This is a genomic window from Rathayibacter sp. VKM Ac-2804, assembly GCF_009866655.1.
Taxonomy (GTDB): domain Bacteria; phylum Actinomycetota; class Actinomycetes; order Actinomycetales; family Microbacteriaceae; genus Rathayibacter.
The window spans coordinates 2,864,801-2,883,682 of the sequence record NZ_CP047420.1; the positions used below are offsets into that span (position 1 = coordinate 2,864,801).

Consider the following 18,882-nt stretch of genomic DNA (forward strand, 5'->3'; position numbering starts at 1 on the left):
GCCCGAGGGTCTAGCGGGCGGCGTCCTCCAGCAGCGACCGGCGCGCGGCCGTCGCCGCGCTCACCAGATTCCGCAGCGACGCGACCGTCTCGTCGTAGCCGCGGGTCTTGAGTCCGCAGTCCGGGTTGATCCAGAGCTGCCGGGCGGGGATCCCGTCGAGCGCGGTGCGCACGAGCTCGGCGACCTCCTCCTCGCCGGGCACGCGCGGCGAGTGGATGTCCCAGACGCCGGGGCCGATCCCGCGGGCGAAGCCGGACCGCTCGATGTCGGCGACGACCTCCATCCGCGAGCGCGCCGCCTCGATGCTCGTGACATCGGCGTCGAGCCGGTCGATCGCGTCGATGACGACGCCGAACTCCGAATAGCAGAGGTGGGTGTGGATCTGCGTCGCCGTCGCTGCCCCCGCGGTCGCCAGGCGGAACGAGCCGACCGACCACTCGAGGTACGCCGGCTGGTTGTCCTTCTCGAGCGGCAGCAGCTCGCGCAGCGCCGGCTCGTCCACCTGCACGATGCGGATGCCGGCGGCCTCGAGGTCCGCGATCTCGTCGCGGAGGCTCAGCGCCACCTGCTCGGCCGTCTCCTTCAGCGGCTGGTCGTCGCGGACGAACGACCAGGCGAGGATCGTGACCGGCCCGGTCAGCATCCCCTTCACCGGGCGGTCGGTCAGCGACTGGGTGAAGCTCGACCACTCGACGGTGATCGGCGCGGGGCGCGAGACGTCGCCCCACAGCAGCGACGGCCGCGTGCAGCGGCTGCCGTAGGACTGCACCCAGCCGTTGCGGGTCACCGCGAAGCCGTCGAGGTTCTCGGCGAAGTACTGCACCATGTCGTTGCGCTCGGGCTCACCGTGCACGAGGACGTCGAGACCGATCTCCTCCTGCAGGCGCACGACCCGCTCGATCTCGTCGCGCATGCGGGTCGCGTACTGCTCCTCGGTCAGATCGCCCCTGACCACGGCGGCTCGCGCCGTGCGGATCTCGCGGGTCTGCGGGAACGAGCCGATGGTCGTCGTCGGCAGCGGCGGCAGGCCGAGGGTCTCCTCCTGCGCCGCGAGACGCTCGTCGTAGGACGCGCGCCGGTAGTCCTCCGGCCGGAGGGCCGCGGCTCGCGTGCGGACGGCGCCGTCGCGGACACCGGGCGCCGAGCGCCGGTCCTCGCGGGCGGCGGTCGCGGCGCGCAGCTCGGGCTCGATCGCGTCCCGGCCGGAGTCGAGCCCGCGGGCGAGCGCGGCGACCTGCTGCACCTTCTGGTCGGCGAAGGCCAGCCAGGTGACCAGGCGCTCGTCGAGATCGGGCTCGTCGGTCACGTCGTGCGGCAGGTGGAAGAGCGAGGTGGAGCTGGAGACGGCGACGCGCGAGGTCAGCGAGCGCAGCGCCTCCGCCTTCGCGAACGCCGCGGCGAGATCGCCCCGCCAGACGTTGTGCCCGTCGACGACCCCCGCGACGAGCACGGTGCCCTCGAGCCCGGGAGTCGTCGCCGGCGTAGCGCCTTTCACGAGGTCGACGCCGATCGCCTCGATCTCCGCCGCCGCGAGGACGGGCAGCGCGTCGCCGAGGTCGCCGTACGGTGCTGCGACGAACAGGGCCGGCCGATCCGCCGCTCCGCCCAGCACCCGATAGGCCTCCTCGGTGGCGGCGAGCACGCGGGCGCGATCGACCTCGATCGACTCCGACACCAGCGCCGGCTCGTCCAGCTGCACCCACTCCGCCCCCGCCGCACGCAGGCGGGCCAGCAGCTCGGTGTAGACGGGCAGCAGGTCGGCCAGGCGCGACAGCGGCTCGAAGCCGGCCGGGGCCGACTCGCTCGGCTTGGCGAGCAGGAGGTAGGTCACCGGCCCGACCAGGACGGGCCGCGTCGTGAAGCCGGCCTCCCGCGCTTCCGCCACCTCCCGGATCCGGCGGGTGTCGGCGAGCGAGAAGACCGTCTCGGGACCGATCTCGGGCACCAGGTAGTGATAGTTGGAGTCGAACCACTTGGTCATCTCGAGCGGCGCGCGCTCGCCGTCGCCGCGGGCGAGCGTGAAGGAGCCGGCCAGGTCGACCGCGCCGTCGATGACGAGATCGGCGAAGCGCTCCGGGATCGCGCCGACGGCGAGCGTGGTGTCGAGGACCTGGTCGTAGAAGGAGTGCGCCTCCGGGATCGACGAGTCGTCGCGGCCGAGGCCGAGGGCCACCAGACGCTGCCGGGTCGCGGTGCGCAGCCGGGCGGCCGCGGCCTCCAGCTCGGCGGCGTCGATCGTGCCGGCCCAGAAGGCCTCGACCGCCTTCTTCAGCTCGCGGCGGCGCCCGATGCGCGGGTAGCCCAGAACGGTTCCGGTCGGGAAGGCGGGTGCGGTCGTGCTCATGATGATCTCTCCGTGCTCGGGGTCGGGTCTGGGTCAGGGCGTGCGGGCGGGCGTGGGCGCGTCCGTGGACGGCTCGGCGGCGGGCAGGAGCCCGCTCTCCGCGAGGACCTCCAGCACCGCTTCGTGCCGGTTGAAGGCGTAGAGGTGCACGGCGGGGGCGCCGCCGTCGACGAGGGTGCGGACCATCGCCGCAGCGTGCTCGACGCCGATGCGGATCCGAGCGTCGTCGTCGGGCTCGACGTCGAGGGCGATCGCGAGGTCGGCGGGCAGGTCCTCCCCGCTGAGCTCGAGCATCCGGCGCAGGCGCTCCGGACTGGTCACCGGCATCACCCCCGGGATGATCGGCATGGTCACCCCGGCCGCGCGGGCGCGCTCGACGAAGCGCAGGTAGTCGGCGGGGTGGAAGAAGAGCTGGGTGATCGCGAAGGCCGCCCCCGCCGCCTCCTTCGCCAGCAGCGCGTCGATGTCCTGCGACCGGGAGCGCGAGCGCGGGTGCCCGTTCGGGAACGCGGCGACCGCCACCTGCGCACGCGGCCGGCGGGCGACGTCGACCCGCTGGGCGTTCGGCAGCACCGTCACCGCGCCGTAGGGCTCGCGCTCGGCCTGCACCCGGTGGATCAGCTGCACCAGCTCGGCCGCGCTGCCCAGCTCGCCGAGGAACGGCGCGTCCTCGGCGGCGTCCGTCGGCGGGTCGCCGCGCAGAGCCAGGAAGCGGGTGACGCCCGCCTCGAGGAACTCGTGCACGAGGCGGTTCGCCTCGGCGTGCGTCGAGCCGACGCAGGTGAGGTGCGCCAGGGGCTCCGCCGCGGTGTGCTCGCGGAGGTAGCGGAGGATGTCGAGCGACGCGCTGCGCGAGGAGCCGCCGGCGCCGTAGGTCACCGAGACGAAGGACGGCCGGACGGCCGCGAGCCGGTCGACGGTGCGCTCGAGCGCGCGGGCTCCGGTGGCGGTCCGCGCCGGGTAGATCTCGAAGGAGAACGGGACGGCCCGACAGTGGCTCTCCGGAGCGGTCTCCGAGTGGTTCGTCAGCACGGCACAGCCCTCCGTTCCTCGACGCGGCCGGGACGTCCGGCCGCGATGACGCGGTCTGGGCGGGTGCCGGGCTCGGCTGTCGCTCACAGCGCCGGGTGGCGCCTCGTCGTCCACAGTAGGAACGGGCGCCCGGCACGTCGAGGAGCGTGACGGGATGTGACCGGGCGTGACGCCGCGTGTCGCCGGAGGTGGCGGCCGACGCCCGGGACACACGACGAAGCGCCCGCCGGCACGGGGTGATCCGTGCCGATGGGCGCTCCGACGTCGGTGCTACGCCTCGACGGCCGCGGCCGGAGCCGCGAACTCGCCGAGCGAGCCGGCGAGGTCCTCGTGCACGAGCGCGTGGACGTGAGTGCCGCCCTCGACGTACTGCGTCGAGAGGATCCGCCCGTTGCGGTGCAGCGAGGAGACCACGTCGCCGCGGTCGTACGGCACGAGCAGGTCGATCTCGATCTGCGGCTCGGGCAGGATCTCGGCGATGCGCGCCTGGAGCTCGTCCATCCCCTCGCCGCTGCGGGCGGACACGAAGACCGCGCCGGGAGCGAGACCGCGCAGCACGAGCCGCTGCCCCTCGTCGACGAGATCGGACTTGTTGAACGCGATGATCTCGGGGATCCCGCGCGCGCCCACCTCGCCGATGACGTCGCGGACGGTCGCGATCTGCCCCGCGGGGTCCGGGTGCGAGGCGTCGACGACGTGGACGATGACGTCCGAGTCGGCGACCTCCTCCAGCGTCGAGCGGAAGGCCTCGACCAGCTGGTGCGGCAGGGCACGCACGAAGCCGACGGTGTCGGCGAGCGTGTAGCCGCGCCCGTCCGGGGTCTCGGACTTGCGGATCGTCGCATCGAGGGTCGCGAAGAGCGAGTTCTCGACGAGCACGCCCGCGTGCGTCATCCGGTTGAGCAGGCTGGACTTGCCGGCGTTGGTGTAGCCGGCGATGGCGACCGACGGCACGGCGTTGCGCTTGCGGTTGGCGCGCTTCGCCTCGCGGGCGGGCTTCATCGCGGTGATCTGCTTGCGCAGGCGCGCCATGCGGGTGTGGATGCGACGGCGGTCGAGCTCGATCTTCGTCTCACCCGGTCCGCGGGAGCCCATGCCGGCGCCCGCGCCCACCTGGCCACCGGCCTGGCGGGACATCGATTCGCCCCAGCCGCGCAGGCGCGGCAGCAGGTACTCGAGCTGCGCGAGCTCGACCTGCGCCTTGCCCTCGCGGCTCGTGGCGTGCTGGCTGAAGATGTCGAGGATGACGGCCGTGCGGTCGATGACCTTGACCTTCACCACGTCCTCCAGCGAGCGGCGCTGGCTCGGGGCCAGCTCGGTGTCGGCGACGACCGTGTCCGCGCCGAGCGCGGCGACGAGGCCGGCCAGCTCCTCGGCCTTGCCCTTGCCCAGGTAGGTGCTGGGGTCGGGATGCGGCCGGCGCTGCAGCAGTCCGTCGAGGACGGTCGCTCCCGCGGTCTCGGCCAGGGCGGCGAGCTCGTGCAGCGAGTTCTCCGCGTCCTCGATCGAGCCCTGCGAGTAGACGCCGATCAGCACCACGTTCTCGAGGCGCAGCTGGCGGTACTCGACCTCGGTGACGTCCTCGAGCTCGGTGGACAGTCCGGCGACGCGCCGCAGCGCCTGCCGATCGGCACGGTCGAACTGGTCGCCGTCACTGCTCTGCTCGCCGTCGCGCTCGACGTCCTGCCCATCGCTCTGCAGCGCCTGGGCTCCGCCCGCGACGAACCGCGAATATCCCGACGAACGCGACTGCGCGTTCGCCAGGACCCGCGAGACGACGTCCACGGCCTCGGTCGTGTCGGTCTCGTTCAGGTCTTCCGTCATCCGGATAACACTAACTCCTCAGCTGTTGATAAGTTCACTTTTCATGGCCGCCGAGCACTACTTCACGAGCACTCCCGACGGCGACCTCCGACCCCGCAGGATCAGCGCGCGGATCGCCGGCCGCGACCTCGAGGTCACGACCGCCGGCGGGGTGTTCAGCCCCGGCCACGTCGATCTCGGCACCCGGGTCCTGCTGGACGCGGTCCCCGACGCCCCCGCGAGCGGGGACCTCCTGGATCTCGGCTGCGGCTGGGGACCGATCTCGCTCGCCCTGGCGCTCGGCTCCCCCGACGCCCGGGTGTGGGCGGTCGACGTCAACCAGCGGGCGCTCGAGCTCGTCCGCCGCAACTGCGCAGAACTCGGTGTCTCCAATGTCAACGCGGTGCTGCCCGAGGATGTTCCCGAGGACGTCCGCTTCGCCGCGATCTGGTCGAACCCGCCGATCCGGGTGGGCAAGGCCGAGCTGCACGCGCTGCTCGAGCGCTGGCTCCCCCGCCTCGAGCCCGACGCGGAGTCCTGGCTCGTCGTGCAGCGCAACCTCGGCGCCGACTCGCTGCTCACGTGGCTGACCGAGACGTTCGAGGGCCGGCTCGACGTCGACCGGATCTCCTCGGCCAAGGGCTTCCGGGTCATCCGGACCACGCGCACGGCCTGACCGCCTGAGACTTCCCGTTCGCCGGACCGGGCCAGTGCCGCGCTGGTCGATCGGTCCCGCGCTAGTCGATCCGGATCGTGCCGGTGTAGACGAGATCGGCCGGGCCGGACAGGCCGACGTGCTCGCCCTCCTCGGTCGGGAACATCGTCACGCCCAGCGTCCCGCCGGGGACCTCGACGCGCCAGGACTGCGGTGCGCGCGCACCGGCCCAGTAGCGGACCGCGAGGGCCGCAGCGGCGGCGCCTGTGCCGCAGCTCAGCGTCTCACCGCTGCCGCGCTCGTGCACGCGCATCCGGATCCGGCCGATGCCGTCGTGCACCAGGGGCTCACCGGGCACGACGAACTCGACGTTCGCCCCGTCGGCCGGCTCAGGCTCGATCTGCGGGATGTAGCTGAGGTCGGCCTCGTCGAGCTCCTCGTCGTTGCTCAGCGCCACCACGATGTGCGGGTTGCCGAGGTCGAGGCCGAGACCGGGGCGCGGCACCTTCAGCTCCTTGGCGCGGACGAGCGGCTCGCCGCCCGCGAGCTCCCAGCGACCGAGATCGACCTGGAAGCCGGCGCCGCTGCGGGTCACGTCGCGGACCCCGGCGCGAGTGCCGATCGGGAGGGTGTCGCCCTGCTCGAGCGTCGCGAGACCGCCGGCGAGCAGGAACGCGGCGTAGACGCGGATGCCGTTGCCGCACATCTCGGCGATCGAGCCGTCGGCGTTGCGGTAGTCCATGAACCACTCGGCCTCCGGCTCCTGCTCGAGGGCGGCCGCGCCGTCGGCCAGGGAGCGCGAGCGGACCGCGCGGATGATGCCGTCGGCGCCGACGCCGAAGTGGCGGTCGCAGATCATCGCGATCTGCGCGGGCGACAGGTCGACCTCACCGTCCGGGTCGCTGAAGAGCACGAAGTCGTTGCCGGTGCCCTGGCCCTTGGTGAAGTGCAGCTCGATCGTCATGGCGGACAGCCTAGCGAGGCGCCGGAGCGCCGACCTGGGCGAGCGCGAGCGCCCGCTCGACGAGGTCCGGAGCGTCGAACGGCAGCCAGTGCGCCGCCTGATAGCGGCGGAACCAGCTGTTCTGCCGGCGCGCGTAGCGGCGGGTCAGCGCCTGGGTGGAGGCGATCGCCTGCTCCTGGGTCAGCTCGCCGGCGCGCTGCGCGAGGGCCTGGGCGTAGCCGATGGCGCGGCTCGCTGTGACGCCGCGCTCGATGCCCAGCGGCACGAGGCGCTCGACCTCGTCGAGCATGCCGCCCGCCCACATCCGCTCCACGCGGTGGTCGAGGCGCTCGACGAGGACCTCGCGCGGCGCGGACAGGGCGAGGACCGTGCTCGGCCGCCACGGCACAGGGGTGTCCGACATCAGTGCACTGTTCGGCGAGCCGGTGAGCTCGGTGATCTCGAGGGCGCGCACGATCCGGCGGACGTTGTGCGGGCCGATCCGCGCGGCGACCTCGGCGTCGACGGAGCGGAGGCGCTCGAAGAGCACGGCGCAGCCCTCGCGCTCGGCCGTCTCCTCCAGGGAGCGCCGGATCGCGGGGTCGGTGCCGGCGAAGGAGAACTCGAAGATCACGCTCGACACGTAGAGGCCGGAGCCGCCGACGAGGATCGGGGTCGCACCGCGCGCCAGGACGTCGTCGACGACGGCGCGCGCCTCGGCCTGGTAGCGGGCGACGGACGCGTCCTCGGTGACGTCGAGCACGTCGAGCAGGTGGTGCGGCACGTCCTGCCGCTCCTCCGGCGGGAGCTTCGCGGTCCCGATGTCCATGCCGCGATAGAGCTGCATGGCGTCGGCGTTGACGACCTCGGCGGCGCCGCCCGACGCGCGGATCGCGGCGGCGAGAGCGAGCGAGAGGTCCGACTTGCCGGTGCCCGTGGCGCCGACGACGGTGAGGAGGGCGGGCGCCGCCCGCTCAGCGCTCGCCATCGAGGGTGTCGTAGATCGGAGTGGTCAGCGTCTCCGGCGCAGCCGGCGTGATCGGGCGGAGCCGGAGCGAGGGCAGGCCGAGCGAGACCTTCGGCGCGCCGGTGGCACCCGGCGCGGAGGGGACGCCGCAGGACTCCGTCTGCGCTCGGTCCCAGGCGTCGCCGGCCCGGGTGCGGCGGACCTGCAGCGGTGCGCCGTCCACCGAGTCCGCGATCAGGTAGAAGGGCGCGGCGCGGGTGACCTCGACGCTGACGACGTCGCCGGGGCGCGGCTGCTCGGAGCCGGCCGGGACGTCGAAGTGGACGAGCCGGCTGTCCTCAGCACGCCCGCTGAGGCGGTGCGTCTCGCTGTCGCGGCGGCCCTCGCCCGTCGCGACGAGCACCTCGACCCGGCGCCCGACGACCGCGCGGTTCTCGCTCTCGCTGATCGAGTCCTGCAGGGCGGCCAGGCGCTCGAAGCGCTCCTGCACGACGGCCTTCGGGATCTGATCGGGCAGCGTCGCCGCGGGCGTCCCCGGGCGGATCGAGTACTGGAAGGTGAATGCGGAGGCGAAACGCGCCGCTTCGACCACGCGCACGGTGTCCTGGAAGTCGGCCTCGGTCTCACCGGGGAAGCCGACGATGATGTCGGTGCTGATCGCGGCGTGCGGGATGCGGTCGCGCACGCGGTCCAGGATGCCGAGGAAGCGCTCGGAGCGGTAGGAGCGGCGCATCGCCTTGAGGACGCGGTCGGAACCGGACTGCAGCGGCATGTGCAGCTGCGGCATGACGGCCGGCGTCTCGGCCATGGCGTCGATGACGTCGTCGGTGAACGCCGCCGGGTGCGGACTGGTGAAGCGGATCCGCTCCAGGCCCTCGATCGTGCCGGCGGCGCGGAGGAGCTTCGAGAAGGCCTGCCGGTCGCCGAACTCGACGCCGTAGGAGTTCACGTTCTGCCCGAGGAGGGTGACCTCGATCGCGCCGTCGTCGACGAGCGCCTGGATCTCGGCGAGCACGTCGCCCGGACGGCGGTCCTTCTCCTTGCCGCGCAGCGAGGGGACGATGCAGAACGTGCAGGTGTTGTTGCAGCCGACCGAGATCGACACCCAGCCGCTGTAGGTCGAGTCGCGCTTGGTCGGCAGCGTGGAGGGGAACACGTCGAGCGATTCGAGGATCTCGAGCTGGGCCTCGTCGTTGTGCCGCGCCCGCTCGAGCAGGCTCGGCAGAGCGCCCATGTTGTGCGTGCCGAAGACGACGTCGACCCACGGTGCCTTCTCGAGGATGACGTTCTTGTCCTTCTGCGCGAGGCAGCCGCCGACCGCGATCTGCATGCCCGCGTGCCGGCGCTTCACCGAGGCGAGATGGCCCAGGTTGCCGTAGAGCTTGTTGTCCGCGTTCTCGCGCACGGCGCAGGTGTTGATGACGACGATGTCGGCCTCGGCGCCGTCGGCCGAGACGTAGCCGGCCGCCTCGAGCGAGCCGCTGAGCCGCTCGGAGTCGTGGACGTTCATCTGGCAGCCGAAGGTGCGGACCTCGTAGGTCCTCGGCCGCGCATCGACGAGGGGGGAGGTGACCGGACCGAGCGTGCTCATGGTGTGCGATTCTACGCGCCGCTCCGGCCGCCTCTCGGCGACCGGGCGGCGGACCCGCTCAGCGGAAGCGGACGCTCGAGCCGGGCTTGCGCACCGTCTCGCGGACGACGCGCTGGACGAGCGCGCCGGCGTAGCCGCGACGTGCCAGGAAGCCCGTCAGGCGGCGCTCCGCCACCTCGTCGGACAGCGAGCGGAGGCTCGGCAGGCGCTTGCGCGCGAGCTCCATCGCCGTGCGGTACTCGTCGTCGCCGTCGAACTCGTCGAGCGCGGTCGCGATCGCGTCGGGGTCGAGCTTGCGAGCGCGCAGCTCCTGCATGATCGACGAGCGCCCGAGCTTCTTGCGCTCGCGCAGCTGGAGGACCAGCGACTCCGCCATCTTGTAGTCGTCGAGGTAGCCGAAGCGGGTGAAGCGCTCGAGGATGTCGAGAGCGTCCTTCTCGGCGACGCCCTCGGTGTAGAGACGGGCCTCGACCTCGGCGACCGAGAGGCTCTTGCGCGAGAGCCCGCGCACGATGCGGTCCGCGATCTGCTCGGGATCGGGCTCCTCGGGGACGTCGTCCGCGAAGGAGTCCTCCTCGGCCGACTCGTCCTCGAGCGGGTCAACCGCCGGCGCATCGGCGCCCCGACCGGTGCGCCCGGGCACCGGTGCCGGCGCGGCGTCCCGGCGCGCGACATGCGCCGACAGCTCGGCGATCGCGTCCACGGCCGTCTCGGCCTGCTCGGCGTCCGCGCCGTCGTCCTTCACCCAGGGGAGGAAGGCCACGGGCCGACCCTGTGCCCCCTCCGCGGCCTTCTCCCCCACGGGCTAGGCGCCCTTGCGGACGGGCGGCTTGGTCTCGCGGACCGGCTGCTTGGTCTCGATCGCGACCGGAGCGGCGTCGACCACCGCGTTCGGGTCGGCGACGACGCCGAGCTTGATCAGGATGCGCTTCTCGATCTCGGCCGCGATGTCGGGGTTGTCGATGAGGAACTGGCGCGCCTTCTCCTTGCCCTGGCCGAGCTGGTCGCCGTCGTAGGTGTACCAGGCGCCCGACTTGCGGACGATCTCGTGCTCGACACCGAAGTCGATCAGGCTGCCCTCGCGGGAGATGCCGATGCCGTAGAGGATGTCGAACTCGGCCTGCTTGAACGGCGGCGCCATCTTGTTCTTGACGACCTTGACGCGGGTGCGGTTCCCGACCGCGTCGGTGCCGTCCTTCAGCGTCTCGATGCGGCGGATGTCGAGGCGGACCGAGGCGTAGAACTTGAGCGCCTTGCCGCCCGCGGTGGTCTCGGGGCTGCCGAAGAAGACGCCGATCTTCTCGCGGAGCTGGTTGATGAAGATCATCGTGGTGTTCGTGGTGTTGAGGCCACCGGTCAGCTTGCGCAGCGCCTGCGACATCAGGCGCGCCTGGAGGCCGACGTGCGAGTCGCCCATCTCGCCCTCGATCTCGGCGCGCGGCACGAGGGCCGCCACGGAGTCGATGACGATGAGGTCGATGGAGCCGGAGCGCACGAGCATGTCGGCGATCTCGAGCGCCTGCTCACCCGTGTCGGGCTGGGAGACGAGCAGCGAGTCGATGTCGACGCCGAGCTTCTTCGCGTACTCGGGGTCGAGCGCGTGCTCCGCGTCGATGAAGGCCGCGATGCCGCCGTTGCGCTGGGCGTTGGCGATCGCGTGCAGGGTCAGCGTGGTCTTTCCCGAGGACTCGGGGCCGTAGATCTCGACGATGCGGCCGCGCGGGAGTCCGCCGATCCCGAGCGCGACGTCGAGCGCGATCGAACCGGTCTGGATCACCTCGACCGGGGCTCGGTCGTCGCTGCCGAGGCGCATGACGGCGCCCTTGCCGAACTGGCGGTCGATCTGGGCGAGTGCTGTCTCGAGGGACTTCTCGCGGTCTGAGGAACTGGGCATGGCCGTCTCGCTCTCGTGTCGTGGTGGTATCGCCTACAGGCTGTCGTGTCGTACCGGAACCGTTCGCGGGCGAGTGCCCCTGAATGCGGTCCCGGCCGGTTGCGACAAGGCGGTGAAGCAGTCCGAATGACTGATGTCGACGGTAGGCCCGACCACCGACATCGGTGGCGAGCCGGACCTCTTCCGTGGAGACGGAGGCGATCCTGCTTCTGGTGAGGAGCTTAGACCCGTTCGAACAGGGATTCGAGGGTGGCACGCCCGGCGTGTCGAACACGACTTCGGCCGTGCGGCGACGGCGCGGGTCAGCGCATGCTCAGCGCCGGCGCTTCGCCGGGTCGATCCCGTGCCAGCGGCCCTCGGGGACGTCGTTGGCACGGCAGAGCGCGATCCAGACCTCGCGGGGCTCCGCGCCGTCGCGGAGCGCCTTCTGCGCCGTCCGGCCGCCGAGCTCGGTCAGCACGAGATCGGACACGAGCACGCGCGCGTAGGCGGCGCCGAACTCGTCGTCGACCAGCTGCTGGAACTCGCTCAGGCGCATGCGTCCACGGTAACAAGCCGCGCCGGGGTGGGAGGCGAGCGAGCGGGAGCGGGCGGCCCCCGGGAACGACGAAGGGCGCCGGAGCCGGAGCTCGGGCGCCCTTCGCGAGGTGCGGGTGCGGTGGGTGGGAAGGGGACGGGCCCGCTACTGCGAGACGAGGTCCGCGTCGAATCCGGCGACCATGTCGGCCGGGATGGTGTCGGGGATCGTGTCGATCCCCTCGATGACCGCGAGACGGTCGCCGACCTCGCGCATGATCACCGAGATCGGGGTGTCGAGCGCATCGGCCACCGAGGCGAGGATCTCGGACGACGCCTCCTTCTGACCGCGCTCGACCTCGCTGAGGTAGCCGAGAGCGACACTCGCCTTGCTCGCCACCTGGCGCAGGGTGCGACCTTTCTGCAGGCGAAAGTCCCTGAGGACATCGCCGATCTCCTGACGAACTAGAACCACTGGACCCTCCTTCTCCACGTCAACCGCTTCTCGCGCACCGATTCGAGAGATGCGAGAGCATCGGATTCGAAGGGGATGTGTACGAGAGAGCCGGATAGCTGTTCACTACCCGGCTCGTGTGAGTCGACTCTAATACCGGATGACTGGACTTTGCGTGTGAGCGACGTCAGATGTAACCGGGCCGAAACCCTGTGCATTCCACGATTCCGCGCCGCTTCCTGGGCTTCCGCTGTCAGGGCGACGACGCGACGAGCTCCTGGGCCAGCGCGAGCGCCGCGGCGACGGACGCGGCGCGGATCCCGGCCCGTCCGCCGTCGAAGCGGTGCTCGCGCACCAGCTCGGCGTCGTCCAGGACGGCGGCGACGAACACGGTGCCGACGGCGGCCCCGCCCTGCGGCTCCGGGCCGGCGACCCCGGTCGTCGCGATCCCGACGGTCCGCGACCCCGCCTCCCCGAGCCGCCGGGCGGCGCCGCGCGCCATCTGCACGGCGACGACCGGGTGGACGGGTCCCTCCCGGTCGAGCAGCTCCGCGTCGACGCCGAGCAGGCGGTGCTTGAGGTCGGTCGCGTAGGACACCACTCCCCCGCGGTAGACGGCGGAGGCGCCGGGCACCTCGACGAGCGCGGAGCTCAGCGCCCCGCCGGTCAGCGACTCCGCGACCGCCAGCGCGAGACCGCGCCGCCGGAGCTCCGAGAGCAGCGCCTCGGCGGTCATCGCCGGCCGCGCGCGGCGCGGCTCTGGCGCGCCGCGTCGGCGAGGTAGTCGATGCCCGTGACGACGGTGAGGATCACCGCGGCCGTCATCGTGACCCCGTTCAGCCAGTGCACCCACTCGCCGAGGAAGGTCCAGAGCGGCAGGAGCGCGAGCGAGATCGCGACGGACTGCACGATCGTCTTCAGCTTGCCGCCGCGGGACGCCGGGATCACGCGGTCGGAGAGGACGGCCATCCGGAAGACCGTGATGCCGATCTCGCGGACCAGGATGACGATCGTGACCCACCAGGGCAGCTCGGCGAGGATCGAGAGCCCGACCAGCGCCGCTCCGGTGAGCACCTTGTCGGCGATCGGGTCGAGCAGCTTGCCGAGGTCGGTGACCAGCCCGCGGCTGCGCGCGATGTGGCCGTCGATCCCGTCGGTCGCGATCGCGACGATGAAGAGCAGCGCCGCGGCGATGCGCACGCCGCCGTCCTCGCCGCCGTCGGCCAGGAGGAGCCAGAAGAACACCGGGGCGAGCAGGATGCGCACCACGGTGATCGCGTTGGGCAGGTTCCAGTTGCTCGGGGCGGCGCCGGCCTGCGCGGTGGGGCTGGTCATCGGAGTCCGCCGTTCCTCGTGGTCGGTCGATTCGGCGGGACGCTCGTGCTCGTCGAGGTCATCGCTCAGTCCCGCCCGGTGAGCGCCCAGGCGTCGTCGTCGGAGCCCTCGTCGTCGTCGTGGTAGTCGGTCGCGACCGGGCCGGAGGGCTCGGCCAGCGGGTCGGCGTAGGCGTCGGGCGCGGTCGGCGACGGCGCGGCGGCGTGCTCGCCGGGCTCGTCGCCGCGCATCCGCGAGAGCACCCCCGGCAGCTGCTCGGCGGTCACCAGCACGTCGCGCGCCTTCGAGCCCTCGGAGGGGCCGACGACCTCGCGCGATTCGAGCAGGTCCATCAGGCGGCCGGCCTTGGCGAACCCGACGCGGAGCTTGCGCTGCAGCATCGAGGTCGAGCCGAACTGGGTGCTGACCACGAGCTCGGCCGCCGCCATCAGCAGCTCGAGGTCGTCGCCGATGTCGGAGTCGATCTCCTTCCGCTGCGCCTGCACCGTGATGTCCTGGCGGTACTCGGGCTGCGCCTGGCGGGTGACGTGCTCGACGACCTTGGCGATCTCCTCCTCGCGCACCCAGGCGCCCTGGACGCGCATCGGCTTGTTCGTGCCCATCGGCAGGAACAGGCCGTCGCCCTGGCCGATGAGCTTGTCGGCGCCCGGCTGGTCGAGGATGACGCGGGAGTCGGTGACGCTCGTCACGGCGAAGGCCAGGCGGCTGGGCACGTTCGCCTTGATCAGGCCGGTGACGACGTCGACGCTCGGGCGCTGGGTGGCGAGCACGAGATGGATGCCGGAGGCGCGGGCCAGCTGGGTGATGCGGACGATCGAGTCCTCGACGTCGCGCGGGGCGACCATCATCAGGTCGGCGAGCTCGTCCACGACGACCAGGAGGTAGGGGTAGGGCCGGAGGACGCGGTTGCTGCCCGCGGGGAGCTTGATCTCGCCGCTGCGCACCGCCGCGTTGAAGTCGTCGATGTGCCGGTAGCCGAACGACGCGAGGTCGTCGTAGCGCATGTCCATCTCCTTCACGACCCACTGGAGCGCCTCGGCGGCCTTCTTGGGGTTCGTGATGATGGGCGTGATCAGGTGCGGGACGCCGCCGTAGATCGTGAGCTCGACGCGCTTGGGGTCGATCAGCACCATCCGGACGTCCTGCGGGCTCGCGCGCATCAGCAGGCTCGTGATCATCGAGTTCACGAAGCTGGACTTGCCGGAGCCGGTCGAGCCGGCGACCAGGAGGTGCGGCATCTTGGCGAGGTTGGCCACCACGTAGCCGCCCTCGACGTCCTTGCCGACGCCGATCGTCATCGGGTGGGTGGACGTCGTCGAGGCGGCGGAGCGCAGGACGTCGCCGAGCGAGACGATCTCGCGGTCGGTGTTCGGGATCTCGACGCCGATCGCGCTCTTGCCCGGGATGGGCGAGAGGATCCGCACCTCGTTGCTGGCGACCGCGTAGGAGAGGTTCTTGCTCAGGGCCGTGACGCGCTCGACCTTGACGCCCGGGCCGAGCTCGATCTCGTAGCGGGTGACCGTCGGGCCGCGGGAGAAGCCGGTGACCGTCGCATCCACGTTGAACTGCTGCAGGACCTCGGTGAGCGCGCGCACCATCTCGTCGTTCGCGGCCGAGCGGGCCTTCGACGGCGTGCCGGTGGAGAGGGCGGACGCGGACGGCAGTCGGTACGGGGTGTCCTCCTCGAAGGAGGAGTCGAAGTCGGCGGTCGGGTCGGCGGCGACCGGGGCGATCGGGCCGGTCTCGATCACCGGCGGCAGCGGGACGGCGGGGGCGACGTCGAGGTCGTCGAGCGCGATCACGCCCGTCGCGTCGTCGTCCACCACGCCCAGCGGGATGCGGGTGGTCGCGCTCTGATCGTGGCGGGCCAGGGCGGCCTCTGCCGACTCGGCCTCGGAGATCACCTCGGTGGCGTAGGAGCGGGTGGGCGGGTCGGCCGGCTCGTCGCGGTCTGCGGTCGTCGGCTCCTCGAGCGCGGTGTCGAAGCCCTTCGCGCGGCCTCGGCCCTTCCGGCCCTTCGGCGCCTCGTCCTCGTCGCCGAGCGCATCGATCGGCAGCTCGGCCTGGACGGTCGGCTCGTCCTCGCGACCGGAGTCGGTGCGGCGCCACCAGGGCAGCTCGCCGCCGTCCTCCTGCTCGTCGTCGGCCTTCTCGCCCTCGGCCTTCGCGGCCGCCTTGCTCGCGGCCTTCTCGGCCTTCAGGCGCGCGCGCTCCTCGTCGTCGAGGACGGGGGCGCCGAAGAGGTAGCCGTAGAGCTCGCGCGAGCGGACCGCGATCCGGTTCGGCGGGGTCTTGGTGATGATGAAGAGCGAGAGCAGGACGACCAGGGAGAGCAGCACCGTGGCGCCGGGCACGGTCGCGAGCGCCACGAGAGGCGCTCCGACGAGCCAGCCGAGGACACCGCCGGCCGCGGCCATCTGCTCGATGCCCGACCCCGGCGCCGGAGCACCCAGGTGCGCGTGGCAGAGCCCGGCGGAGGAGATCAGCAGGACGGCGAGGCCCACGCCGATGCGCCCGTTGTCGTCGACGGAGCGCGGGTGCCGGAACAGCCAGAGCGAGAACAGCAGCAGCACGACCGGCAGGACGTAGGCGACGCGGCCGAACAGGCCGCCGAAGCTCCAGGCGTCGAGCACGAGGGCGACCGGATCGGTGGCGAGGAACCACTCCACCACCGCGCCGGCGACGGCGAGCAGCAGGAGCAGGAAGGGGACGCCGTCGCGGCGCTCCTCCTTCGCGAGGCGCTCGGGACCGAGGGCGCGCGCAGCGCCGCCGGCCAGGTGCGCGAGCGCCATCCAGACGGTGACGAGCGGGTTGGTGCGCGGAGCCGAGCTGAACGCGACCGTGCTCTTCTCGGACGATCCCCGCCCGGAGCCGCGGCCGGAGCGCGGAGTGCTCGAGCGCGCGGGGGCGCTCGCCTTCGCGCGGGAGGTCGTCTTCGGAGTCGTCGCCATAGGGCCACCGTACCCGCCGCCTCCGTCATCGCCGCGGACCCGCGCCGGGCGGGCTGAGGCCGTGACCGGCCCGTGCCCGGCCGCCGCCGGGTCCGCTCAGCGCAGGGTCGCGACCATCGTCTCCGCGTCGCCGCGGTCCTCGACCGCGCTGAAGCCCTCGCTCCGGTAGAGCCGGCGGGCGAAGTTGTCCGTCGAGACGTTCAGCGAGATCCGGGCGTAGCCCGCGGCCCGCGCCTGCCCCAGGGCGGCGCGCAGCAGGCCGCGGCCGATGCCCTGCGCACGCCAGACCGGGCGCACCCCGAGGGTCAGCTCGGGCACGCCGGGGGCGACGAAGCCGCGGCCCGGCGTGGTGGCGCTGAAGAGGCGGAACCAGCAGGCGCCGATCCGCTCGCCGTCGGCGGTCTCGGCGACGGAGCCGAGATCGCCCGGCCGGGGCCAGCCCGCGACGTACCGGCGGGTCGACTCCTCCTCGAGGACGTCGATGCGGGTGCGGGCGGTCGTCCAGTTCCAGTTCGCCGCCTCGACGAGCATGTCGGCGAGGAAGGGGGCGTCCTCGCGGCGGGCGGGGCGGATCGAGTGCTCCATGCGCGGTCTCCGTGGGGGCTCGGGTCTGGCATGAGGTGCGGACGGGGGCGCCCGCGAACGGGCGGTGGAGCGGGAGCGGGCCGGCGCGTCGGGGGTGCGCCGTCCGGCGGATCAGGCCTCGATGACGAGGGGCACGATCATCGGGCGGCGGCGGTAGGTCGTGTTCACCCAGCGGCCGACGACGCGGCGGATGCTCTGCGAGAGCGCGTGCTGATCGCTCACTCCGCTCTGCACCGCCTCCTCGAGGGCCTTCGCGATGCGCGGCTTCACATCGTCGAAGACGCGGTCGTCCTCCGCGAAGCCCTTGGCGTGGATCTCGGGACCGACCACGATCCGGCCGGTGCCGGCCTCCACCACCACGATGATGGAGATGAAGCCCTCCTCGCTGAGGATCCGGCGGTCCTTGAGGTCGGCGTCGGTGATCTCGCCGACGGACGAGCCGTCGACGTAGACGAAGCCGAGGTCGAGCTGACCGGCCACGGTCACCACGCCGTCGAGGAGGTCGAGGACCGTGCCGTCCTCGGCGATGATCGTGTTCTCCTCCGCGATGCCGGTGGCCTGGGCGAGCTTCGCGTTCGCGACCAGGTGGCGGTACTCGCCGTGCACCGGCAGCACGTTCAGCGGCTTGAGGATGTTGTAGCAGTAGATCAGCTCACCGGCGGCGGCGTGACCCGAGACGTGCACCTTCGCGTTGCCCTTGTGCACGACCGTCGCGCCCAGCTTCGTCAGCCCGTTGATCACGCGGTAGACGGCGTTCTCGTTCCCGGGGATGAGGCTCGACGCGAGGATGACGGTGTCGCCCTCGCCGGGCTGGATCTGGTGGTCGAGGTTCGCCATCCGGCTGAGCACCGCCATCGGCTCGCCCTGCGAGCCGGTCGACATGTAGACGATCCGGTCCTCGGGGATGTCGCCGGCCTTCTTGACGTCGATCAGGACGCCCTCCGGCACCCTGAGGTACCCCAGGGTGGCGGCGATGCCCATGTTGCGCACCATCGAGCGGCCGAGCAGCGCCACGCGGCGCCCGTTGGCGTGCGCGGCGTCGAGCACCTGCTGCACCCGGTGCACGTGGCTGGAGAAGCTCGCCACGATCACCCGGCGGGTCGCCTTCGCGATCACGCTCTCGATGACCGGGCCGATGTCGCGCTCGTTCGGCGTGAAGCCGGGCACGTCGGCGTTGGTGGAGTCGACCATGAACAGGTCGATGCCCTCCTCGCCGAGGCGGGCGAACGCGCGGAGGTCGGTGATGCGGCCGTCGAGCGGGAGCTGGTCCATCTTGAAGTCGCCGGTGTGCAGCACCGAGCCCGCGTCGGTGATGATCGCGACCGCGAGCGCGTCCGGGATGGAGTGGTTGACCGCCACGAACTCGAGCTCGAAAGGGCCGAGGTTCTCGACGTCGCCCTCCTTCACCGCGAGCGTGTACGGCTTGATCCGGTGCTCCTTCAGCTTCGCCTCGACCAGCGCGAGCGTCAGGGTCGAGCCGATCAGCGGGATGTCCCGCTTGAGCTTGAGGAGGTAGGGGACGGCGCCGATGTGGTCCTCGTGGCCGTGGGTCAGCACGACGCCGACGATGTCGTCGAGGCGGTCCTTGATCGGGGTGAAGTCGGGGAGGATCAGGTCGACGCCCGGCTGGTTCTCCTCCGGGAAGAGCACGCCGCAGTCGACCACGAGGATCTTGCCGTCGATCTCGAAGACCGTCATGTTGCGGCCGATCTCGCCGAGGCCGCCGAGCGGGATGATCCGCAGCGTGCCCGCCTCGAGCGCGGCAGGAGTGATCACGGGACTGGGCATGCGCCCTCCTCTTCCTCGGTCGGG

The 18,882-nt window shown here is 72.1% G+C and carries 16 protein-coding genes; 1 reads left to right on the top strand and 15 read right to left on the bottom strand.

Annotation, left to right across the window (positions count from 1 at the left end):
- Positions 1–10: 10 nt before the first annotated feature.
- The 3 genes from metE to hflX all read right to left on the bottom strand — a co-directional run bounded on the left by metE (position 11) and on the right by hflX (position 5,200).
- On the bottom strand, positions 11–2,344 hold the full coding sequence (gene metE, locus GTU73_RS13470) for a 5-methyltetrahydropteroyltriglutamate--homocysteine S-methyltransferase (protein WP_160090247.1): 2,334 nt from the start codon (positions 2,342–2,344) through the stop codon (positions 11–13).
- A gap of 33 nt (positions 2,345–2,377) precedes the next feature.
- Positions 2,378–3,376: a methylenetetrahydrofolate reductase gene (locus GTU73_RS13475; protein WP_244231637.1), complete on the bottom strand. Its 999-nt coding sequence runs from the start codon at positions 3,374–3,376 to the stop codon at positions 2,378–2,380.
- Between the two features lie 270 nt (positions 3,377–3,646).
- A complete protein-coding gene (gene hflX, locus GTU73_RS13480; RefSeq protein WP_160090249.1) occupies positions 3,647–5,200 on the bottom strand; it encodes a GTPase HflX in 1,554 nt (517 codons plus the stop codon).
- Between the two features lie 43 nt (positions 5,201–5,243).
- On the opposite strand from hflX, the gene GTU73_RS13485 reads away from it, so the two are divergent.
- A complete protein-coding gene (locus GTU73_RS13485) occupies positions 5,244–5,855 on the top strand; it encodes a methyltransferase (RefSeq protein WP_160090251.1) in 612 nt (203 codons plus the stop codon).
- Positions 5,856–5,916: 61 nt separating this feature from the next.
- Here the strand turns inward: GTU73_RS13485 and dapF are convergent, their stop codons facing one another.
- The 12 genes from dapF to GTU73_RS13545 form a co-directional block, all read right to left on the bottom strand.
- On the bottom strand, positions 5,917–6,798 hold the full coding sequence (gene dapF, locus GTU73_RS13490; RefSeq protein WP_123737183.1) for a diaminopimelate epimerase: 882 nt from the start codon (positions 6,796–6,798) through the stop codon (positions 5,917–5,919).
- Between the two features lie 10 nt (positions 6,799–6,808).
- Entirely contained in the window at positions 6,809–7,765 is a 957-nt protein-coding gene (gene miaA / locus GTU73_RS13495) for a tRNA (adenosine(37)-N6)-dimethylallyltransferase MiaA (protein WP_160090253.1), read from the bottom strand.
- Complete coding sequence (miaB, locus tag GTU73_RS13500) at positions 7,752–9,335, bottom strand: tRNA (N6-isopentenyl adenosine(37)-C2)-methylthiotransferase MiaB (protein WP_160090255.1); 1,584 nt, start codon at positions 9,333–9,335, stop codon at positions 7,752–7,754. Before miaB ends, miaA begins: the two co-directional genes overlap by 14 nt.
- Positions 9,336–9,393: 58 nt before the next feature.
- Complete coding sequence (locus GTU73_RS13505) at positions 9,394–10,098, bottom strand: regulatory protein RecX (RefSeq protein WP_160090257.1); 705 nt, start codon at positions 10,096–10,098, stop codon at positions 9,394–9,396.
- A 42-nt stretch (positions 10,099–10,140) separates the two neighbouring features.
- Positions 10,141–11,229, bottom strand: a complete 1,089-nt coding sequence (gene recA, locus GTU73_RS13510) for a recombinase RecA (RefSeq protein WP_123444530.1) — start codon at positions 11,227–11,229, stop codon at positions 10,141–10,143.
- A gap of 313 nt (positions 11,230–11,542) precedes the next feature.
- Positions 11,543–11,767 (bottom strand): DUF3046 domain-containing protein, encoded by a 225-nt coding sequence (locus tag GTU73_RS13515; protein WP_160090259.1) that lies wholly within the window; start codon positions 11,765–11,767, stop codon positions 11,543–11,545.
- A gap of 144 nt (positions 11,768–11,911) precedes the next feature.
- The gene (locus GTU73_RS13520) at positions 11,912–12,220 is read right to left on the bottom strand and encodes a helix-turn-helix transcriptional regulator (RefSeq protein WP_123704950.1); all 309 of its coding nucleotides are present in this window, start codon (positions 12,218–12,220) and stop codon (positions 11,912–11,914) included.
- A gap of 232 nt (positions 12,221–12,452) precedes the next feature.
- Positions 12,453–12,935 carry a CinA family protein gene (locus tag GTU73_RS13525; RefSeq protein ID WP_160090262.1) on the bottom strand — a complete coding sequence of 161 codons (483 nt, stop codon included), beginning with the start codon at positions 12,933–12,935 and terminating at the stop codon, positions 12,453–12,455.
- The gene (gene pgsA / locus GTU73_RS13530; protein ID WP_160090263.1) at positions 12,932–13,534 is read right to left on the bottom strand and encodes a CDP-diacylglycerol--glycerol-3-phosphate 3-phosphatidyltransferase; all 603 of its coding nucleotides are present in this window, start codon (positions 13,532–13,534) and stop codon (positions 12,932–12,934) included. The genes GTU73_RS13525 and pgsA overlap by 4 nt, the downstream gene beginning before the upstream one ends.
- 65 nt (positions 13,535–13,599) lie before the next feature.
- The gene (locus GTU73_RS13535; RefSeq protein WP_160090264.1) at positions 13,600–16,485 is read right to left on the bottom strand and encodes a DNA translocase FtsK; all 2,886 of its coding nucleotides are present in this window, start codon (positions 16,483–16,485) and stop codon (positions 13,600–13,602) included.
- Between the two features lie 96 nt (positions 16,486–16,581).
- The gene (locus GTU73_RS13540) at positions 16,582–17,070 is read right to left on the bottom strand and encodes a GNAT family N-acetyltransferase (RefSeq protein WP_160090265.1); all 489 of its coding nucleotides are present in this window, start codon (positions 17,068–17,070) and stop codon (positions 16,582–16,584) included.
- 111 nt (positions 17,071–17,181) lie between these two features.
- Positions 17,182–18,858, bottom strand: a complete 1,677-nt coding sequence (locus tag GTU73_RS13545; protein ID WP_160090266.1) for a ribonuclease J — start codon at positions 18,856–18,858, stop codon at positions 17,182–17,184.
- Between the last annotated feature and the right edge of the window lie 24 nt (positions 18,859–18,882).

Coding starts and splice junctions, on each gene's coding strand:
- metE (WP_160090247.1), bottom strand. CDS start 2,344: ATGAGCACGACCGCACCCGCCTTCCCGACCGGAACCGTTCTGGGCTAC.
- hflX (WP_160090249.1), bottom strand. CDS start 5,200: ATGACGGAAGACCTGAACGAGACCGACACGACCGAGGCCGTGGACGTC.
- GTU73_RS13485 (WP_160090251.1), top strand. CDS start 5,244: ATGGCCGCCGAGCACTACTTCACGAGCACTCCCGACGGCGACCTCCGA.
- dapF (WP_123737183.1), bottom strand. CDS start 6,798: ATGACGATCGAGCTGCACTTCACCAAGGGCCAGGGCACCGGCAACGAC.
- miaA (WP_160090253.1), bottom strand. CDS start 7,765: ATGGCGAGCGCTGAGCGGGCGGCGCCCGCCCTCCTCACCGTCGTCGGC.
- miaB (WP_160090255.1), bottom strand. CDS start 9,335: ATGAGCACGCTCGGTCCGGTCACCTCCCCCCTCGTCGATGCGCGGCCG.
- recA (WP_123444530.1), bottom strand. CDS start 11,229: ATGCCCAGTTCCTCAGACCGCGAGAAGTCCCTCGAGACAGCACTCGCC.
- GTU73_RS13515 (WP_160090259.1), bottom strand. CDS start 11,767: ATGCGCCTGAGCGAGTTCCAGCAGCTGGTCGACGACGAGTTCGGCGCC.
- GTU73_RS13525 (WP_160090262.1), bottom strand. CDS start 12,935: ATGACCGCCGAGGCGCTGCTCTCGGAGCTCCGGCGGCGCGGTCTCGCG.
- pgsA (WP_160090263.1), bottom strand. CDS start 13,534: ATGACCAGCCCCACCGCGCAGGCCGGCGCCGCCCCGAGCAACTGGAAC.
- GTU73_RS13535 (WP_160090264.1), bottom strand. CDS start 16,485: ATGGCGACGACTCCGAAGACGACCTCCCGCGCGAAGGCGAGCGCCCCC.
- GTU73_RS13540 (WP_160090265.1), bottom strand. CDS start 17,070: ATGGAGCACTCGATCCGCCCCGCCCGCCGCGAGGACGCCCCCTTCCTC.
- GTU73_RS13545 (WP_160090266.1), bottom strand. CDS start 18,858: ATGCCCAGTCCCGTGATCACTCCTGCCGCGCTCGAGGCGGGCACGCTG.